The 22570-nt window shown below is 60.4% G+C and carries 4 protein-coding genes; 1 reads left to right on the top strand and 3 read right to left on the bottom strand.

From position 1 onward, the window contains the following. Positions 1-201 precede the first annotated feature (201 nt). Entirely contained in the window at positions 202-1086 is an 885-nt protein-coding gene (locus tag ABFI50_RS19570; protein ID WP_032629235.1) for a hypothetical protein, read from the top strand. A gap of 35 nt (positions 1087-1121) precedes the next feature. Here the strand turns inward: ABFI50_RS19570 and ABFI50_RS19565 are convergent, their stop codons facing one another. From ABFI50_RS19565 to ABFI50_RS19555, 3 genes are all read right to left on the bottom strand, one after another. Continuing rightward, positions 1122-2297, bottom strand: coding sequence for an HlyD family type I secretion periplasmic adaptor subunit (locus ABFI50_RS19565; RefSeq protein WP_023330375.1), 1176 nt, complete (start codon positions 2295-2297; stop codon positions 1122-1124). After that, positions 2294-4474, bottom strand: coding sequence for a type I secretion system permease/ATPase (locus ABFI50_RS19560; protein ID WP_014883769.1), 2181 nt, complete (start codon positions 4472-4474; stop codon positions 2294-2296). The genes ABFI50_RS19565 and ABFI50_RS19560 overlap by 4 nt, the downstream gene beginning before the upstream one ends. 72 nt (positions 4475-4546) lie before the next feature. Further along, positions 4547-22552: an Ig-like domain-containing protein gene (locus ABFI50_RS19555; RefSeq protein WP_347484854.1), complete on the bottom strand. Its 18006-nt coding sequence runs from the start codon at positions 22550-22552 to the stop codon at positions 4547-4549. Positions 22553-22570 lie beyond the last annotated feature (18 nt).

Below are 22570 nucleotides of genomic sequence, written 5' to 3'. Positions count from 1 at the left end.
GCCATCAGGTTAAGATACTGTTATCAACGTTCCGCACCGGAACATCTTTGCGTTAATCACTCTCTCTTCTGTCGACAAATGTAAATATATCTTTCTTTTCAAATAACGACGGCAAAACACTGTTTCTCAGGTATAATGAAAATTCCGAAAAAGAAGACTGGATACTTCATCTATCGGTTCATCAAACACGAGAAAAATGCTATGGATAATCACATCTCATCCAGGGCCTTGCTACATCGACGGGATGTTATAAAGAGCAACCCACGATTTGGTGAGGCAATATTAGAGCACTACACAATTAATGACACCATCTATAAAAAACAACCTTTGTTCTACAAGACAATGCTTCAGGAAGCGCGGTTCAACATTATTCTCGCCATGTGTTGTTTTATATTTGGCAATCAGGCCGAGTCAGTATCTGAGATTAAAGAGCTATGCTCCCGCTATAAAATAGCCAGCCCTAATAGTGTGATTGCGATCATTACTCTTCTCAGAACCACGGGGCGCATCAGGACCTGGCGCTGTACGGATGACCGTCGTAAAACACGAATAGCCCCGACCGAAAAAGGATTGAGTGAACTTAAACGCTATATGTCCGGTGCATTTTTGCCCGTCAGCATTCTTTATCCGACGTTTAATATTGATGTAAACCTGCTGGATAATGACACATTGAGAAATAATTTTTTCCGCCGCGCAGCGGAATATCTCTTCCGGGGATTAACCTTCAGGAAAGTGTTACCCGAGGTAGGATTATTTATTGATAAAGATGGCGGACGCATGATTATGCTTTATCTTTATCTGCAGGCCATAAAAAACAAATCTGCTCATGGTGCAGTTATTGATTATTCTGCCAGCACGCTCGCGAAAGAATTCTTTGTTTCGCGGATCCACGTCAACCGGATTATCAAAACAGCGCAAGAGGCAGGATATCTGAAAGATCGCGGTGACGGCCGCCTGTCGGTGTATCCGGCTTTTCTCGAACTGGTCGAAAACTATGCCGGACTCTATTTCGCGTATGTCACCCATTACATTAACGTGGTACCGAAAGAACGACGCCACCCCAACAACGTCACATTAACGGTATAATAAAAATGGCGTTCGGTTCCCCGAACGCCCTGCCCTTATCTCTCCCGCAGCGCTTCTTTCGCTTTGTTGAGCGGCTTCAACAGATAATCAAGAATGGTTTTACTGCCGGTTTTGATATCCACCGTCGCAATCATCCCCGGAAAGACCGGAAATTCCTTACCTTGCTTATTGGTCAAATGGTTACTGTCGGTGCGGATATAAACGCGGTAGTAGTAGACATCCCTTTTCACCTCATCCTGCAAAGTATCCGGTGAAATCATGGTCACTTCCCCTTCCAGCCCACCGTAAATGGAATAGTCATAGGCCGTCACTTTTACCAACGCTTTCTGGCCGGGATGGATAAATGCCACGTCGCGCGGGGAGATTTTTGCCTCAACCACCATCTGATCGTCCAGCGGCACCAGGCTCATCAGTTTGCCATTCGGCGGAATAACGCCTCCCACGGTCGTCACGTCAATATCCTTCACGATGCCACGCACCGGCGCATTGAAGGTCAGCCGGGTCAGGGAATCCTCACGTCCTTTCATCACCGAACGCTGAGCTTCAATTTCCGCGTTGGCTTTTGCCAGTTCTTCACGGGCGCGAACGTAATACTGGTTTTTCATCTCGGTGATTTTATTCTCAAGCTCATTTTTTTGACGCTCAAGACGTAACACCTCCACCTTGCTGGCCGCCCCCTGGGTCACCAGCGGACGGGTTAACGACAGTTCACGCTGCACCAGTTCAGCCCCCTGACGCAGGCCGGCCAGCCCTTTTTCCAGGCTTTCGCGACGGGACTGATAGAGCGCCGTCTCTTGTTTGACCAGTTCAACGTCGTCATCCAGTTCTTCGGGAAAAATCAGCGCCGTGTCGTTGACCTCGGCCTTCAGGCGCGCCGCCGTTGCCAGCGCGGCATTCAGACGGGACTCACTCTCCAGCACGCTGGACTCGGTTTTTGTCCGGTCTAACTGCGCAAGCTGCTGACCGCGTTCGACAATGTCGCCTTCGCGCACCATCAGGCTGTGAATAATGCCCCCTTCCAGGGACTGAATCACCTGCTCATGCGAAGACGGAATCACCTTGCCGCTGCCGGTGGTGACTTCATCAAGCTCGAACAGGCTCGCCCAGGCGATAAATACCGCCAGCAGGGCGAACAGCGCCCATGCCACCAGCGACGACCTTGGCAGGCGTGGCTCTTTCAGACGGCTATTAAAACGGGTTAAATCATTCATGCCACACCCTCCTCAGCAACCGCCGCCGCTTTCATGGTCACGGTGCGCTGCGCGGCTTTTGGCGTCGCCATACCGTGCTGATGCAGGATCGCGTCGCGCGGGCCGTCCATCACCACCTTGCCGTTTTCCAGCACAATGATGCGGTCAACCAGGTCCAGAATTGGCAGGCGGTGGGTGGCCACCACCAGCGTCCGGCGCTTGCCCAGCCACTGGTGAAGATGCTGAATAAACTGCTTCTCGCTCACTTCATCCAGCCAGGCGGTAGGCTCATCCAGCAGCAGAATCGTCGGAGAAGTGATCAGCGCGCGCGCCAGCAGCAGCGCCTGACGCTGCCCGCCGGACAGCCCCGTGCCGCCTTCATTGATAAGGGTGTTCAGCCCCATTTTCTGCTTGCGCACAAACTCCAGCGCGCCGCTGTTCACCAGCGCCTGATGAATTTCTTCGTCAGTCGCCAGTGGATTACCCATCAGGATATTGTCCCGCACGGAGCCAAAGAACAGCCGCGCCTGCTGGCTGAGCAACTGCATGTCGCGACGCAGATCGGCCGGGTCCAGATGGTTAAGCGCGATATCGTCCAGCAGGATGCTGCCCTGCTGCGGCTCCTGCATGCCCGCCAGAAGTTGCAGCAGCGTGCTTTTGCCGGAGCCATTTCGGCCAAGCACCGCCACGCGCTCCCCGGCACGGATCTGTAGCTTGCTGATGTTAAGCACGCTGAGTTTCTCTTCTTCATCGTAGTAAAACCCGACGTCCTCCAGCACGTAGTCGCCGCGCAGATGGGCTTTATGCACCTTCTTCCCGTGCTGCGGATCGTCAATCGGTCGCTGCATCAGGTCGTCCAGCCCCTTACGGGCCACTTTTGCCGACTGCCAGCGGGAGAGCACGCCTGAGATCTGCGACAGCGGCGCGATGGTGCGCGACGCCAGAATCGAGGTTCCTACCAGCGCACCGGTGGTCATATCCCCGCTGATCACCAGATAACAGCCCACCAGCAGGACTACCGCATAGACGATAGACTGCACTTCCTGGGTCCAGGTCAGCAGCAGGCCCGTCAGCCAGCGCTGCTTCATGCCGACGCTGGCGGCGACATCGTTGGTGTTATTCCACTGGTTCTGAAAACGCTGCTCGGCGCGCATCAGCTTGATGTCCTCAATGCCCTGCACCGCCTCCACCAGCGTGGCGTTACGGATAGCAGATTCGCGCATCCCCTCGCTGGAGAGTTTGCCCAGCGGACGCTGCACCAGCAGGCCCGGAATCAGCAACAGCGGCACGGCGAGAAGCACCACCAGCACCAGCGGGCCGCCAATCATCCACAGAATAAAGACGAACAGCAGGAAGAACGGCAGATCGGAGATCGCCGCAATGGTAGTGGAGGTGATGAGTTCACGCACCGACTCCAGCTCGCGGATCTGCGCAATAAACGAACCGGTTGATTTGGAGCGTGCGCCATTTTTAATCCGCAGCGCGTGGGCAAACACACGCTCTGAAATGCGCAGGTCGGCGCGTTTCCCCACCACGTCAGATATATGCACGCGCAGCATGCGCATGACGAATTCGAAGACAATGGCAATCATGACGCCGCCAAACAGCACCCACAGCGTGGCTTCTGATTGCGACGGTACGACCCTGTCGTACACCTGCATGGAAAAGACCATGCCAGAGAGAGCCAGTACGTTAGCCACCAGCGCCACCAGCATAATGTCGCTGTAGCGTCGCCAGTCTTTCAGCGCCAGCTGCCAGAACCAGTTTTTCTCATACGGTTTAATGTAATCGTCCACGCGGGCATCCGGTGTGGACTCCAGCGGGCGCAGCACCAGCAGGGTTTTTAACCGTGTCCCGAGCGCTTCCAGCGTCAGCGTCGTCTCCAGGCCACCGTCTCCGCTAAACTGCAGGCTGACGTTGCCTTCGTTGTCCATGCGGGTAATCACTGCGATTTGTCCGCCGGTGAATTCCGCCAGCAGCGGTAAACGCCACGGATCGAGAGAGACCGCTTCCGCCGCCACTACACGCATCCCCAGCCCTAGCTGGCGCGCCATCTCCTCCAGCACCAGCTGGCGCGGAGACTGACTTTCATGGTTAATCGTGACCCGAACATGTTCCGCGGAAAAGTCCAGCCGATAGTGCTTCGCGATGATCAGCATGCCCTGCAGCCAGGGTTCGTACTGTGGATGTGTCTTCATAATCTCCGGGTTAACGCTATTCGTGTATAGAAATGCCAAAAGGCCGCGGGGATCGCTCCCCGCGGCAGGGTTTTACGCAATTAACAGTTGATGATTAGCCAGCAGTGTCGCCAGATCCGTCTGCACGCCGTTCAGCGTCACCAGAGTGGTTGGCGAGAACTGGCCGCCGGTACCGTCCAGGTCAACCTGGATCTCGGTATTGCTGCCGTTTTGCACCACGCGGATGTAATCGGTGATATTGCCCGCGCTACTGTCCAGCGTCGCCACGCCGTTCACATAGCTCGCTGAGCCCGTGCCGGTATAGCCGCTGTCTGAGAGCAGATCGCGCAGGTCAATACGGTCCGTGTCCGCCGTCCCTTCCCAGGTGCCGACGGTAAAGCCGTTCACCACATCGTGACCGTTACCGCCCGTGGCATCCGACGCGTTGATCAGCTTGTAGAGCAACGTATCGTGACCGCCGCTGCCGATGTTGAAGGTGTCATTCCCGCCGCGGCCTTCGAACCGGTTATCAGCGCTGTTGCCGGTGATAACATCGTCGAAGTCCGAACCGTTAATGCCTTCAATATTCAACAGCCGTGTGGTACCAAAGCCAGTGTCCTGTGCGGTTGAAAGGCGCAGGTCAACGGTCACGCCGGAGGTCGCATTGCGGTAATCCACCACGTCCATCCCACCGGTGTTGCTCCAGGTGTCGTAGTCGGAATGGGTATTCCAGCCGCCGGAGCCGTTGTAGGTATAGGTGCCATCTTCTGCAATGAAGGTGTCGTTATACCCGGTCCCGGTGATTGTCCCGCTGTGGCCGCCGGTCGCCGCTTCGGCCGTCAGGACGTAGCCCTCTTTGCCGTTGCCCGCGTCCAGACCGCTCCAGGTGACGTTATCCGACACACCGTTGGTGATCTTCACAATCTCTGCCGAGTAGGTTTCATTCGGATCCAGACCGTAGAAGCTCACCAGCGCAGAGGTATCGTTCGACCCGATACCGGACTGGGCGTTGATGATCTGCGAGGCCACCAGCACGCCAGCGGCGTTATACAGGTTGACCGTGTTGCCGTAGTAAGCGTTGATACCCTCGCTATCGACAATGTGCAGATGCATCGCGGTGCCGTCCGCAATGGTTTTGCTGTTCTGAACCAGCACCACCTTGCCGTTCTGCTGAGATACCAGCAGATCCTTCGCGCCGTCCCAGTTGTAGTCCACCGCGGCCACGCCGGTAGCGTAGGCGATACCGGACGCCAGCTGGCTGGAGGTCCAGGTGGAACCGTACCCGTTGTTGGTGAACAGGGTCGCCGTTTGTGACGCGCCGTAGGTGCTGAGCTTGATGATGTCCATCTGCCCGTCACCGTTCCAGTCCACCGCCACCGACAGATACCCCGCCGACGCGTTAGAGGCTTCCACCGCGCTCTTGGTGGTAGAGAGCTTCCCGGTGCCGTCGTTGTAGTAGATCACCCCGCCGTTGTTGTTGTAGCTGCTGCCCAGGTACAGATCCATGTAGCCATCGCCGTTGAAGTCTGCCCACGTCATGGACGCCGCCGTGGTGGTGTTCGCGGCGTTGACCACAAACACGTTGGTCAGGTTCTGGCCGATAGAGAGCGTGCCGTTGCCGTTGTTGTTGATTACGGTTAACGAGTACGCGCCGCTGCGGTTGGTGTGCTGAACAATATCCACCGTGCCGTCGTTGTTCAGGTCAACGCCGGAGATTTCACGCATGGTGGTGAATTGTCCCCAGAAACCTGCGCCGCCGTTGGTGCCGTCCGGCGACAGAACCCCGTTGTTGTTGATCAGGTACGTAATGGAGTCTGCACCCGCATCGCCGTAGGCCAGATCCAGATAACCATCACCGGTTTTGTCGTACGCAATCACGCCGCCGTACCAGATGGTAGTGCCCATTCCCAGCTGGCTGGCGTTATAGGTGCTACCATCGAAGGTCCACATCACCTGCGTGGATCCCGCGTAGGTGTTCTCCGTGGCGAAAATGTCCTGCGTGCCGTTACGGTCAAAGTCAGCGGCGGTCTGGCTCACCACGTAGTAATTACGGGTGTTGGTCAGCGTATTTCCGGCATAGGTCGAGCTATCGCTGCTGGAGTAAGACTGGCCGTTCGCAATGATATTCCACAGACCGCTGCTGTTCATGCCAAGGGTCATGGTGGAGTTGTTGCTGTTCCCCGCCGTGGTTGCCCAGTCGGTATTCACCGTGGTGGTGTCAATCACCAGGCTGCCGGTGGTCGTCCCGGTGGTATTGCCGTTACCCGCGCTGCTCTTCACCTGCGCCGTCACGCTGTAGCTCGCGACGTTCAGCGCATCGCTGTCCGGGATCTGCAGATACCAGGTGTTGTGATCCGGATCGACCACCACCGCACCGCCCGTCTGGGAGGTGTAGGTTTTCCCGTTCACCGTCACCACCAGATACTCACCGTTCACCAGATCGGCGGAGACGGTCCCGCTGACGATCGGCGTGGTATCCGACGTGGTCTGCGCGGTAATCGCCGCCGTGGTGGTCGGTATGCTGGTATCCACGCTCAGCACAAAGCCGTCCGATTCCGTATAGTTACCGGCCTTGTCGGTGACACGCACAATGTAGGTGTGATTGCCATCGCTCAGGCCGTTATCCTGGAAGGACCAGCTTGCGCTGCCGTTCATGGTCACCTGGCCGAGCAAGACGCCATCGCGGTAAAGCTGGACGATCTCGCCGTCGTCCGGGGCGCGGTTGAGCGTCCCGTTGATCACCGGTGAGTTATCGTCAGTGGCGACCGAGCTGCCAAAGGTGCCCGTACGTTCCCCTTCACCGTCGGTATAGCTCACGACCGTTCCCACCGTGGCTGGCGGCGTGGTATCCACCGTCACCACCTGCGATGCGGTAGAGCCCACGTTGCCCGCCTGGTCGATGATCCGCACCTGGTAGGTGTAATCGCCGTCCGCCAGATCGCGGGTATCGGTGTAGCTCCAGCGCTGGTTGGTGACCGTGGCGTCAGACCAGGTATTCCCGCCGTCGAGGCTTATCTGCACGCGCTCGTCGTTTGCCAGCGCGTTGCCCAGCGAGCCGTTAATGGTCAGCGTAGTGTCCATCGTGATGAAATCACTCCCGGACTGACCGGTATCTTCGCTGATGCTGTCGATGGTGATGCCATACTGCGGCGCCTGAGTATCCACCGTCACCGCCTGCGAGGTGGTTGCCCCGACGTTACCCGCCTGGTCAATCACCCGCACCTGGTAGTTATGGCTACCGTCGGTCAGGGTACGCGTATCGCTGTAGCTCCACTGGGTCCCGCTCACGGTGGCATACACCCAGGTGGTGCCGCCATCCATGCTCACCTGAACGAACTCACCCGCCCCCAGCTCTGCGCCAAGCGTGCCGTGCAACGTGTACGAGGTCGAACTGGTCAGGAAGTCATTGTTGTCAAACCCGGTGTCGACGGTAATGTTATCCACGGTCACCGTAATCGCCGCATCCGGGGCGACCGTATCAACGGTCACCTGCTGATGAGCGCTGGCCCCCACGTTGCCCGCCGCATCCACCACGCGAACGTAGTAGTCATAGGTCTGGTTCCCGAGCGTGCGGCTGTCGACGTAGTACCAGCTGTTGCCGGTCACAATCACGTTCTGCCAGGTGACGCCGCCGTCGATGCTGATCTGGGCGTACTCGCCGTCAGCCAGCGTCGCGCCGAGCGAGCCGTGCAGCGTCAGGGACGTATCGTTGGTGATAAAGTCGCTGCTGCTCAGGCCGGTATCGTCGCTGATGCGGTCGATGGCGATGGTTTTGCTGGCGTCCGGCGCGACGGTATCAATCGTCACTACCTGGCTGGTGGTGGCGCTGATATTCCCCGCGTCGTCAATCACGCGCAGCTGGTAGTTGTAATCTCCGTCGGTCAGCGTGCGGCCATCGACATACGTCCAGCTCAGCCCGCTGACGCTGACGTCGGTCCAGGTCAGACCGCCGTCGAGGCTGATCTGCGCGTGGTCACCGCTGCCCAGCGCCGCGCCGAGCGTCCCTTTCAGGCTGATCTGGTTGTCGCTGGTGATGAAGTCACTGTCGGACAGGCCGGTATCCTGGGAAACGGAATCCACGGTAATGGTCGTTGCCGCCGGTTTCGTCAGATCAATGACCACGTCCTGGCTGTCCGTTGACCCCACGTTGCCCGCGTTATCAATCACCCGCACCTGATACTGATAGGTCCCGTCGGTCAGGGTGCGGCCGTCCGTATAACGCCATGTGGTGCCGGTCACGGTCAGGTCAATCCAGGTTGCCCCACCGTCGAGGCTGATCTGCGCCTTCTCGTTATTGCCGAGCTGCGCGGTCAGCGAGCCGTTGACCACGACCTGAGCGTCGTTGGTGATGAAATCACTTGCGCTCAGGCCGGTGTCGTTTTGCAGAGAATCAATGCTGATGCCCATCGACGGCGCGGTGAGATCCACGGTGACGCTGTGGTTATCGCTGCCGCTGTTGCCGATGGTGTTGCTGACCTGCGCATTAATGACGTACGAACCGCCGTCCGCCAGCGCGGTCACGTCTGCGCTTCCGACCGTATAGCGCCAGGTGCCGTCATTCTGAACGGTCGCCGTGTAGGTTTTACCGTTCAGTGTGATGGTCACCGTCTGGCCCGCAGGCGCGTCGGTGGTGCCGCTGATGACCAGCGGCGTGCCGTGTTCGGCAGCGCTGACAATGTCATCATCCGCAAAGGTGTTGATGGTGATAGTTGGGACGTCACCGTTCAGCGTTACGTCGTGCGTTGCGCTGCCCGGGTTACCCGCTTTATCACTCACCGTGGCGGTAATCGCGTACTGCCCGTCACTCAGGCCGAGGAAGTCACGGCCCGGCACGAAGACCGACCACGATCCGTCTGCCCCGACGGTGGCCTGATAGCTGTGCCCGTTGAAGGAGACGATCACCGTCTGGCCCTGTTCCGCCGTGGTGGTACCGCTGATGGTCTGGCCCGCCAGCTGCTCGGCATTGTTAACGATGTCGTCATCGGCCACGGTGCTGATGGTCACGGTCGGCGCGACGGTATCCACCGTTAAGGTGTGCGTCGTCTGACCGCTGTTCCCGGCTTTGTCGTTGACCGAGGCGGTCACCGTCAGCGCCCCCTGGCTCAGCGCGGCCAGATCCGCCACGGGTACGTCCAGCGTCCAGGTGCCGTCGTTGGCCACGGTAGCGGTATAGGTTTTGCCACCCAGCGTCACGGTAACGGTCTGGCCGGCCTCGGCGCTGGAGGCACCGTGAACCGTCAGCGGCTGCTGCGCTTCTGCCGCGTTCAGCACATCGTCACCCGACAGCGTCGCAATGCTTACCACTGGCGCGGTGGTATCTACGCTGATGTCGTGCGTTGCCGAGGCGCTGTTACCCGCGCTGTCCTGCGCCGAAACAGACACCTGATAGCGCGCGCCATCGGCCAGTGCGCCTACGTCGGCGGCCGGGACGGTAGTCGTCCAGGTGCCGTCGCTCTGAATCGTGGCGGTGTAGGTCTTGCCGTTCAGGGTCACGGTCACCTGCGTACCGCTGGCAAACTGGGCGCTGGAGCCATTAATCACCAGCGCATTACCCGCTTCTGCCGCGTTGATAACGTCATCGCCGCTGAGGGTATTTACCGTCAACGCCACGGAGGCGGTGTTGACCACCACGTCGTGCGTCTGGGTGCTGCTGTTGCCCGCGCTGTCAGTAATGGTTGCGCTCAGCGTCACTGTGCCGTCGGTCAGGGCGGAAATCACGCTGGCCGGCACGCCCACGCTCCAGTTGCCGCTGGCGTCAACGGTGGTGGTGTACTGGTTCGAACCCAGCGTAATGACCACTTTATCCCCGACGTTCGCGCCGGTTGCCGTGCCGCTGACGATCTGCGCCTGTCCGTGTTCCACGCTGTTGATCACGTCATCGCCCGCCACAACGTTAACGCTGACGGTCGGTGGCGTGGTATCAAGCGTAATCGCTTTACCCGCGCTGCCCGGGTTACCCGCCGCGTCGCTCACGCTGACCTGCACGGTATAGCCGTTATCCGCCAGTGCGGAGAGATCGGTGCCCGGCACGTTGACGCTCCAGATACCGCCCTGCTGCACCTGCGCGGTGTAGCTCTTACCGCCCAACGTCACGGTAACCGTCTGCCCGGCTTCCGCGGTGGTGGTACCGGAGATGGCCACGCCTGCGGACGCTTCGCTGGCGTTGATCACGTTATCGCCCGCGACCGTATCAATGGTGACGGCTGGCGCGGTGGCATCCACGCTGTACTCGCGGCCCGCAGAGGCGCTGTTGCCGTTCACGTTAGTCACGCTCACCTGCACGCTGGCATCGCCGTCTTTGAGGCCCGCCAGATCTGCGGAAGGCACGGTAGCCGTCCAGTTGCCGTCGGCATCCACTTTCGCGGTGTACGTCTTCCCGGCGAAGGTGATGGTAACGGTCTGGTTTTCCTCAACGTTCGACGTGCTGCCTGAAAGCACCAGATCCGCGCCTTTCTCCGCCGCGTTAATCACGTCATCGGTAGCAATCGCATCAATGCTGATGGCGACCGCGGCCAGATCCACGTTCACATCGTGGCTGATGGAGACCGGGTTACCCGCGGTGCTTTGGCCTGCCACGTTAACGGTGACCGTGCCTGCTGCCAGCGCACCCACGTCTGCCGCCGGGATTGCCGCGCTCCAGGTACCGTCTGCCAGCACGGAGGCGGCATACGTTTTGCCGTTGACGGTCACGGTGAGCGTGGTTCCCACCGCCAGCCCGTCGCTGGAGCCGGTAACGATCAGGTTCTGACCGTGTTCGATGCTGTTGATCACGTCGTCACCCGCGACGGTATCAACGCGCAGGCCCGGCAGACTGGCGTCTATAGCGATTTCGCGCTCGCCCGCCCCGGTATTGCCGTGGCCGTTGGTCACGGTCGCTGACACCGTCAAATCGCCGTTGCCCAGCGCCGTCAGAACAGACTCCGGCACGCTCACGGACCAGGTCAGATCGTTCTGCACCGTCGCGGTGTAGCTGTTACCGCCAAGGGTCACGGTGACGATATTACCCGCCTCCGCGTTCGTTACGCTGCCGCTGATGGTCTGGCCTGAAGCCACTTCCGCCGCGTTAATGACGTTATCGCCCGCCACGGTGTTGATAGTGACCGTTGGCAGCGCGGTATCCACCAGCAGGTTCGCGGTGTTGCTGACGCTGTTGCCCACGCCGTTGGTCGCCGTCGCGCTCAGGGTGTAGTTGGCCTGACCGAGACCCGCCAGATCTGCCGCCGGAACGGTCAGGCTCCAGCTGCCGTCCGCCGCCGTGGTGGCGGTGTACTGCTTGCCGTTCAGGGTCACGGTGACCACGGTGCCTTCTGCCAGGTTGGCGCTGGTGCCGCTGACGCTCAGGTCCTGGCCTTTCTCCACCGCGTTCAGCACGTTGTCGCCGCTGAGGGTGTTGAAGCCGACCGACGGCAGGCCGGTATCGACGGTCACGTTATGGCTGCCGGTGCCGGTATTGCCTGCGGCATCGGTGACTGACGCCGTGACGGTTACGGTGCCGTCGCTGAGGCCGGAAATCACGCTCGCCGGTACACCCACGCTCCAGTTGCCCGCCGCGTCCAGCACCGTGGTGTACGTCTGGCCGCCGAGGGTGACGGTGACCTTATCGCCCGCTGCCGCCCCGGTGGCGGAACCGCTGATAATCTGCGCCTGAGCGTGCTCCGCGATGTTAATCACGTCGTCGCCCGCCACGGTGTTGATGGTGACCGCTGGCACGGTGATATCTACCGTCAGGTTATGGTCAACGGAAGCAGGGTTACCCGCTTTGTCGCTCACGCTCGCGGTCACGGTCACGCTGCCGTCGCCAAGCGCCGCAACATCCGCCGCCGGAACGTTCAGCGTCCAGCTGCCGTCCGCGCTGACGGTTGCGGTGTAGTCTTTACCGTTCAGGCTTACGGTCACCGTCTGGCCCGCCTCGGCGGTGCTGGTGCCGGACACGGTCAGATCGCTCTTCGCTTCGGCCGCATTGAGAATGTCGTCACCCGCGATCGTGTTGATGGTCACGGACGGCGCGGTGGCGTCCACGCTGTACTCGCGGCCCGCCGAGGCGCTGTTGCCGTTAACGTTTGTGACGCTCACCTGCATGCTGGCGTCGCCGTCCTTAAGGTGTGCCAGATCCGCGGACGGTACGGTATACGTCCAGTTGCCGCTGTCATCAACGGTAGTGGTGTAGATCTTGCCGTTCAGGCTCAGGGTCACGGTCTGCCCGGCTTCCACGTTGGTGGTCGCACCGGACAGCACCAGATCTGCCCCTTTCTCCGCCGCATTGATCACGTCGTCGGTGGCGATGGCGTTGATGCTGATGGCAACGGTCGCCAGATCCACCGTCACGTCGTGGCTGATGCTAATCGTGTTACCCGCCGCGCTGTCGCCGGTGACGCTGATTTTCACGCTGCCTTCCGGCCACGCGCTCACGTCGGCAGACGGGATCGCCGCGCTCCAGGTGCCGTCCGCCAGCACCGTAGCCGCATAATCTTTGCCGTTAACGGTGACGGTCAGCGCCGTGCCCGCCGCCAGTCCGTCGCTGGATCCGGTGACGATCAGGTTTTGCGCATGTTCGATGCTGTTGACCACGTCGTCGCCCGCGACGGTATCGACGCGCAGGCCCGGCAGGTTAGCGTCTATAACGATTTCGCGTTCGCCGGAACCGGTGTTGCCGTGGCCGTTGGTCACGGTCGCCGTCACGCTCAGGCTGCCGTTGCCCAGCCCGGTCAGCACGTCAGACGGTACGTTTACGGACCAGCTCAGATCGTTCTGTACCGTCGCGGTGTAGGTATTGCCTCCAAGGGTGATGGTCACGGTGTTACCCGCTTCGGCATTCGCCACGGTACCGCTCAGGGTTTGCCCGGCTGCCACTTCCGCCGCGTTAATAACGTTATCGCCCGCCACGGCGTTGATGGTGACGGTCGGCAGCGCAGTATCCACCAGCAGGTTCGCGGTGTTGCTGACGCTGTTGCCCACGCCGTTGGTCGCCGTCGCGCTCAGGGTGTAGTTGGCCTGACCGAGACCCGCCAGATCTGCCGCCGGAACGGTCAGGCTCCAGCTGCCGTCCGCCGCCGTGGTGGCGGTGTACTGCTTGCCGTTCAGGGTCACGGTGACCACGGTGCCTTCTGCCAGGTTGGCGCTGGTGCCGCTGACGCTCAGGTCCTGGCCTTTCTCCACCGCGTTCAGCACGTTGTCGCCGCTGAGGGTGTTGAAGCCGACCGACGGCAGGCCGGTATCGACGGTCACGTTATGGCTGCCGGTGCCGGTATTGCCTGCGGCATCGGTGACTGACGCCGTGACGGTTACGGTGCCGTCGCTGAGGCCGGAAATCACGCTCGCCGGTACACCCACGCTCCAGTTGCCCGCCGCGTCCAGCACCGTGGTGTACGTCTGGCCGCCGAGGGTGACGGTGACCTTATCGCCCGCTGCCGCCCCGGTGGCGGAACCGCTGATAATCTGCGCCTGAGCGTGCTCCGCGATGTTAATCACGTCGTCGCCCGCCACGGTGTTGATGGTGACCGCTGGCACGGTGATATCTACCGTCAGGTTATGGTCAACGGAAGCAGGGTTACCCGCTTTGTCGCTCACGCTCGCGGTCACGGTCACGCTGCCGTCGCCAAGCGCCGCAACATCCGCCGCCGGAACGTTCAGCGTCCAGCTGCCGTCCGCGCTGACGGTTGCGTTGTAGTCTTTACCGTTCAGGCTAACGGTGACCGTCTGGCCCGCCTCGGCGGTGCTGGTGCCGGACACGGTCAGATCGCTCTTCGCTTCGGCCGCATTCAGAATGTCGTCACCCGCGATCGTGTTGATGGTCACGGACGGCGCGGTGGCGTCCACGCTGTACTCGCGGCCCGCCGACGCGCTGTTGCCGTTCACGTTAGTGACGCTCACCTGTACGCTGGCGTCGCCGTCTTTCAGACCTGCCAGATCGCCCGCTGGCACCGTGGCGGTCCATTTACCCTCAGCATCCACCATGGCGGTATAATTCTTGCCGCCAAAGGTAATGGTGACGGTCTGGTTTGCTTCCACGTTCGAGGTGGTGCCGGAGAGCACCAGATCCGCGCCCTTCTCGGCCGCGTTAATCACATCGTCTGAGGCGATGGCATCAATGCTGATGGCAACGGTCGCCAGATCCACCGTCACATCGTGATTAATGGAAACCGGGTTACCCGCACCGTTCTGGCCTGCCACGGTAACGGTCACCGTGCCTGCCGCCAGGGCACCCACGTCCGCCGCCGGGATCGCCGCACTCCAGGTGCCGTCAGCCAGGACGGTCGCCGGGTAGGTTTTATTGTTCACGGTGACGGTCAGCGCCGTGCCCGCCGTCAGCCCGTCGCTTGTACCCGTAATAATCAGGTTTTGATTATGTTCGATGCTGTTGATCACATCGTCGCCCGCGACGGTATCGACGCGCAGCCCAGGCAGGTTAGCGTCGATAGTGATATCGCGCTCAGCGGAGCCGCTGTTACCCACGCCGTTGGTTACGCTGGCAGATACGGTCAACTCGCCGTTGCCCAGCGCTGTCAGTTCGGCTTGCGTCACGTTAACGGACCAAGTGAGATCGCTCTGGACCGTCGCGGTATACGTTTTGCCTCCGAGAGTCACGGTAACCGTGTTGCCTGCTTCGGCATTGACTACCGAGCCGCTGATGCTCTGGCCTGCCGCCAGTTCAGCTGCGTTAATGACGTCATCGCCCGCCACGGTGTTGATAATGACACCCGGCAGAACGGACTCGACATTCACGGTATGAGAGGTACTGGTGCTGTTGCCAACGCCGTCCGTTGCTGACGCGGTAACGGTGTAAAGCGCTTCACCCAGTTGACCAACCTGATCCGCCGGAACCGTGGTCGTCCATTTACCGTTAGCGTCCACCGTTGCGCCGTACGCTTTGCCGTTGAGCATCACGGTCACCGCCGCGCCTGCCGCCAGGCCGGAAGCCGTACCGGAGATCGTCAGATCCTGGGTTTTCTCTGAACTGTTGATCACATCGTCACCGGAAACGGTGTCAATGGTCAGCACCGGCGCGCTCAGGTTTACCTCCACGCTGTGTGTGGTGCTGTTACTGTTGCCCGCTTTATCGGTCAGCGCCGCGGTGATGGTGTAATCTCCCGCGGTCAACGCGGTCACATCCGCCGCCGGTACGCCCACGCTCCAGTTGCCGGAGGCATCCAGAGTGGCTGTGTATGATTTTTTGTTGATCGTCACGGTGACCACATCACCCGCCGCCGCGCCGGACACAGAACCGGTGACAATCAGCGCCTGCGCATGTTCGGCGCTGTTGATCACATCGTCGTCGGATACGGTGTGGATGGTCAGCTGTGGAACGGTGGTATCAACCAGCACGTCGCGATCGGCAGAGGCCGGGTTGCCCGCTTTATCCGCGACGGCGGCGCTGACGGTGTAGTTACCGTCAGCAATCGCGCCCAGATCCGCAGACGGCACGGTTACGCTCCAGCTGCCGTTTGCCGCTACGGTGGTGGTGTAGTCTTTACCGTTCAGCGTGACCGTCACCGTCTGGCCCGCTTCGGCGTTGGTCACGCCATTAATGACCAGATCCTGCTGCGCTTCGGCCGCATTGATGATGTTGTTGTCGCTGATGATGTCAATCGAGACCGCCGGCGCCGTCGCGTCCACGCTGTACTCACGGCCAGCCGACGCGCTGTTGCCGTTCACGTTGGTCACGCTCACCTGTACGCTGGCGTCGCCGTCTTTCAGGCTGCCCAAATCGGCAGACGGTACGGTGGTCGTCCAGTTGCCGCTGGCATCGACCGTCGCGGTGTACGACTTGCCGCCGAAGGTGATGGTGACGGTCTGGTTAGCTTCCACATTGGTGGTGGAGCCGGACAGGACCAGGTCCGCGCCTTTTTCCGTCGCGTTAATCACGTCGTCGGTGGCAATCGGGTTAATGCTGATGGCAACTGCGGCCAAATCTACCTTCACGTCGTGGCTGATGGTGACCGGCGTGCCCGCCGTGCTCTGGCCGTCAACCGTTACGGTGACCGTGCCTGCGCCCAGCGCGCTAACGTCTGCCGCCGGGATCGCCGCCGCCCAGGTGCCGTCTGCCAGCACGGTTGCCGCGTAGGTTTTTCCGTTGACGGTTACCGTGAGTGCCGAACCGGCTGCCAGGCCATCGCTTGACCCGGTGATAATCAGGTTTTGCGCATGTTCGATGCTGTTAATCACATCGTCGCCCGCGACGGTATCGACGCGCAGACCGGGCAGGCTGGCATCGATGGTGATGTCGCGCTCGCCGGTGCCGGTATTGCCATGGCCGTTGGTGACGCTGGCGGACACCGTCAGATCGCCGTTACCGATGGCGGTTAAGACCGTGGACGGTACGTTGACCGACCAGCTCAGGTCGTCCTGTACCGTGGCGGTGTAGATGTTGCCACCGATGGAAATAGTGACAGTGTCACCGCTCACTGCCCCGCTCACTTTCCCGCTCAGGGTCTGGCCTGCGGCGACCTCTGCCGCATTAATCACATCATCCGTGGCGACAGGATTAATGGTCACCACCGGGAGCGCGCTGTCGACCACAACGCTGTGGCTGGTACTCGCGCTGTTACCTGCCGCGTCGGTCACGTTTGCCGTCACGGCGTAGCTCGCTTCGCCCAGCGCCGAGACGTTTGCCGCCGGTACGGTGACGCTCCAGTTGCCGCTGGCGTCCGTGATGGCGGTGTAAATGATGCCGTTCAGGGTCACCGTAATGGTGGTGCCGTCCGGCTGGTTACTGCTGCCGGAAACCAGCAGATCCTGGCCTTTTTCGGCCGCGTTGATCACGTCGTCAACCGCCAGGGTATTGATGGCAATCACCGGCGCGGTCAGGGAGACCTCAACGTCATGCGTTGCGGTGGTGCTGTTACCCGCTTTATCGGTGAGTGTCGCCGCAATCGTCAGGTTGCCGTTCACCAGCGCGCCCACGTCCGTTGCCGGAACGCCCACGCTCCAGCTCCCGGACGCATCCAGCATTGCGGTGTAGTCTTTCCCGTTCAGGGTCACCGTGATGACATCCCCCGCCTGCGCGCCCGTCACCTTACCGGAGACGATCAGCGCCTGACCGTGCTCAGCAATGTTCACGATGTCATCGCCCGCGACGATGTTGAAGCTAATCTGTGGCACGGTGGTATCCACCAGAACGGAGGCATCCGCGCTTGTCGGGTTACCGGCTTTATCGGAAACCGATGCCGTGACCGTGGCGTTACCGTCGCTGATGCCTGCCAGATCCGCCGCCGGCACGTTGAGTGTCCAGCTGCCGTCCGCCTGCACCTGCGCGGTGTACTGCTTGCCGTTGAACGAGACCGTCACCGTCTGGCCGGCTTCGGCCGTGGTGGAGCCGCTCAGGGTCAAATCCTGCCCCGCCTCAGCCGCGTTGAGCATATTGTCATTGCTGATGGTGTTGATGCTGACCGTTGGCGCAGTGGTATCGACGCTGAATTCCTGCGCGGACGATGCCGCGTTGCCGTTCGCGTTGGTGACGTTAACCTGCACGCTGGCGTCGCCGTCTTTCAGGCCGCTCAGATCGGCTGCCGGTACGGTATACGTCCAGTCGCCGTTGGCATCCACGGTCGTGGTCCAGGTTTTACCCGCAAAGGTAATGGTCACGGTCTGACCCGCTTCCACATTGGAGGTGGTGCCGGAAAGCAGCAGATCCTGACCTTTTTCCGCCGCGTTGAGCACATTATCGTCGGTCACGCTGCTGATAGTGATGGCGACAGGCGCGAGATCGACATCCACAACGGTGCCAATATTCACCGGGTTGCCGGAGGTATCCTGTGCGCTTGCCTTGATATCGAGCGAACCGTCCGCCCACTGCGACACATCCGCGGCCGGGATCGCCGCCTTCCAGGTGCCGTCCGCCAGCACGGTGGCGAAATAGTTGCTGCCGTTAATGGTTACCGTGACGGTGCTGCCCGCGACCAGATCGGTGCTGGAGCCGGACACAATCAGGTTTTGACCGTGTTCGATGATATTAATCACGTCATCGCCCGCCACGGTGTCAATACGCAGCCCAGGAAGCTGGGCGTCGATGGTGAAGTCCAGAGAGGATGAGCCGGAATTACCGTGGGCGTTGGTGACGCTGGCTGACAGCGTCAAATCGCCATTGCCGAGCGCGGTTAACTGGCCCTCGCTTAACGGCAGGCTCCAGGTGAGATCGTCCTGCACGGTGGCCGTGTATGCCTGGCCGCCAAGGACAATCGTGACAGTGTCACCTGGCGCCGCGTGAGTCACTTTACCGGTCAGGGTTTGCCCTGCCGCAACCTCCGCTGCGTTAACGATATTATCGCCCGCCAGGGTATTGATCGTCACAACCGGCAGCGAACTGTCCACCAGCACATCGTGACTTGCAGAGGCGCTGTTGCCCACGCTGTCGGTCACGTTCGCCGTCACGGTGTAATGCGCTTCGCCCAGCGCACCTACTGCCGTCGCCGGTACGATGACGCTCCAGTTACCGCTGGCATCGGCAATAGCCGTGTAGTCGATGCCGTTCAGGGTGACGGTGATACGGGTTCCTTCCGGCTGGTTGCTGGTACCAGAGAGTTGCAGATCCTGACCTTTCTCGGTCGCATTGATCACGTCATCTGCTGCCAGGGTATTAATACCGATGACCGGCGTCACGGTATTCACCACCACATCCAGCGAACTGCTTCCGGTATTACCGGACCTGTCGGTCACGGAGACGTCGATGGTCCAGGTACCGTCGGCCAGCCCCTGCACCACGGACGCTGGCAGACCGAGGCTCCAGTTGCCCGCCGCATCCACCACGGTGGTGTAATCCACATTGTTGATGGTGATGGTCACCCGGTCGCCCGCTGCCGCGCCGGTCACGGAGCCGCTCAGGATCTGCGCCTGAGAATGGGCAAGCTGGTTAATGGTGTTGGTGGCGGTGACAAAGTCGTTGATGGTCACCTGCGGCACGGTTGCGTCTACCAGACCGACGCGATCGGCGCTGCTGGTGTTACCCGCCACGTCGCTCACGCTGGCCGTCACGGTCACGATACCGTCGGCCAGAGCGCCAACGTCAGCCGCCGGAACGCTCAACTGCCAGGTACCGTCCGTCTGGACCGTGGTCTGGTACGTTTTGCCGTTCAGCGTTACGGTGACCGTCTGGCCCGATTCTGCCGTGCTGCTGCCGCTTAAGACTAAATCCTGCTGCGCTTCGGCCGCATTAATGATGTTATCCGCGGTCAGGTTATCGAGGGTAATCGCTGGCGGCAGGGTATCCACCGTGACCACGCGCGACGCGTCGGCAGTGTTACCGTTGATGTTGGTGACGCTGACGCTCACCTGTGCGCGACCGTCGATCAGCGTGTCCATCGCGCTGGCCGGTACGGTCAGGCTCCAGGAGCCATCCTGCTGCACCTGGGCGGTGAAGGTCTGGTCGGCGAATTTCACCACCACGGTCTGCCCCGCTTCCACGCCCTGCGTCTGGCCGGACAGGGTTAAATCGCTGCCTTTTTCTGTCGCGTTGAGCATGTCATCGCTGGAGACGGTATCAATGGTGACCGCCACGGCGTTGAGGTCGAGTTCAATCGGGTGTTCTGCCGAAACGGTGTTGTTCCAGGCATCTTTCGCGCTGACGTTGACCGTCACCTCGCCCGCCGTCCAGGCCTGAAGATCCGCCGCCGGAACGCCAATCTGCCAGTTGCCGCTGGCGTTAACCGCGGTGACGTACTCGACGCTATTGATGGTAACGACAATCTGTGTGCCCGCAGCCAGATGGGTGCTGGCACCGGTGACGGTCAGATCGTGCTGCTGTTCGATGGCGTTGATCACGTCATCGCCGGAAATGGTGTTCACGCGCAGACCCGGCAGCTGAGCGTTGATGTTGATATCACGCTCGCCGGTGCCGGTATTACCGTGCCCGTTGGTTACCGATGCGGTGAAGGTTAAATCACCATCGCCGAACGCCTGAAGATCCGCCGACGGAATGGTGACGCTCCAGGTGAGATCGCTGCCTACCGTGGCGCTGTAGCTCTTACCGCCCACGGTAACAGACACCGTATCGCCCGCCGCCGCGCCGGTAACGCGACCGCTGAGGGTTTGATCCACGCCCGCTTCGGCGTTATTGACCAGGTTGTCGCCTGCAAAGGTGTTGATAATGACCTGCGGCAGCACGGTATCCACCAGCAGATTCGCTTCGGCAGAACCGCTGTTGCCCACGCTGTCGGTGCCGCTAACGGTAACGGTGTAAAGCGTGTTCGCCAGATTCAACACGTCGGAAACCGGCACCTGGATGGACCAGATACCGTTTTCGACGGTGGCCGGATAATTCACGTTATTCAGCGTGACGGTGATGGTGCTGCCGTCAGGCAGATTGCTGGTGCCGGACAGGCTCAGCGGCTGCATCGTCTCCTGGGCATTCAGCACGTTATCCTGGCTGATGGCGTCAATCGTGAATTCCGGCGGGTTGCCGCTCAGCGTGATGCCGTGCGTGGCGCTGCTGGTGTTGCCTGCCGCATTGGTCACGGACACCGAAAGGGTGTGGTGGCCTTCTCCCAGCGCACCCACAACGGACGCCGGGACGCCTACGCTCCAGCTGCCGTCTGCCAGCACCACGCCGGTGAAGGTCTTACCGCCCACGGTCACGGTCACCACATCGCCTGCGGCGGCACCGCTCGCCTGGCCGGAGATAATCTGTGCCTGGCCCTGCTCGCTGGTATTGAGAATATCATCGCCCGCCACGGTGTGAATGGTAATGACCGGCGCCGCAGTATGAACCGAGAAATCTGCCGTCGCTGATGTACCGTTACCCGCTTTGTCACTGACGTTCACCGTCAGGGTGTGGTTGCCCTCACTGAGAGCCTGCACCTCGCTGGCGGCAAGCGTGACGGACCAGGTGCCATCGCTGCCCACCGTGGCGTTATAGTTTTTGCCGTTCAGCGTTACCGTCACAATTTGTCCGGCTTCCGCGTTGGTTTTACCGGTCAGCGTCAGCGGCTGGTTGTGCTCGGCGGCATTGATGATATTGTCCTGCGCGAGCGTATCGACAGAGAGCGTTGGCGCAGCGGTATCCACGCCAATCGTCTGGCTTCCGCTCACGGTATTCCCCGCCGCGTCTTTGCCGCTCACGTTGACCGTCCAGGTGCCATCGCCCAGCGCCTGCGCGTCTGCCGCTGGCACTTTTACGCTCCACGCGCCGTTGGCCCCCACTTCCGCCGTGTAGGTTTTACCGTTCAGCGTCACGGAAACGTCGGTTCCCTTCGCCAGATGCTGGCTGCTGCCGGACAGCGTAAAACCGGCAGACTGCTCGCTGGCGTTTATCACGTTGTCACCCGCCGTTGTCGCCAGCGTAATCGAGGCCTCGGCCGTGGAGACGGTTACCGTGATGCTGCCTGCAGGGGTGGTTTTGCTGCCGTCGATCTGCACGACCGACCACGTATGCTCTCCGTCAGACTGGGTCGGGAGTTTTACCGTCCAGGTGCCGTCTTTACCCACCATCGCGCTGGCAATGGTGCTTCCGCTGCTGTCTTTGATCTGAATGGTCGCGCCCGGTTGGCCGCTACCGCTAAAGGTCGGGGTGTTATCGTCAGTGATCGCGTTCGCGCTCAGCACACCCTGCTTGTCACCCACCTTGTCCGACAGCAAAAAGGTCGGCGTGGCACTTTCCACTTCTTTGGTGTTATCAATGACTTTCGTTTTCGTTTCGCCGTCACCGCCGTTGGCCAGCAGCGCCCCGATGGCGCCACCGCCTAAGGCAGCACCCGCAATCCAGCCCCACGGCGCATCGCTCAGGACACTTTCCTGCTCAAGGAAAGGTTCAATGCTGCTAATGGGTGTGGCCTGGGCGGTTAACTCAGTGACAGCAGCGCCAGACGCTTCCCCGGCATCGGCAAAAGAAATATGCGTCAGTTCCTGATGATCGTTGAATACCAGCTCTGACTGATGATGGGTTTCAGGATCTTCGACAAAATAGTTATTACAGCGAATAACGCTGCCATCTTTCATATAAATGAGAAGGTCTTTACCCTGGCGGACATAACGCACCACATCCTGAGCTGAGCCCTGGATTTCAATCACACTCGGCGATGAAATGGATACCGAGAGATTTCCGTCTCCGGTTAATTTCGTTTTTTCTGCCGTTTTGCGAATGATGACATCAACAACCTTTACGTTACTCATATTCTTCTCCTTGCAGGT

It is taken from the genome of Enterobacter sp. HNDS-6 (assembly GCF_039850505.1).
GTDB lineage: Bacteria > Pseudomonadota > Gammaproteobacteria > Enterobacterales > Enterobacteriaceae > Enterobacter > Enterobacter kobei.
The sequence above is the reverse complement of the archived record's forward strand: the minus strand, read 5'-3'. Positions and strand labels throughout refer to the sequence as shown.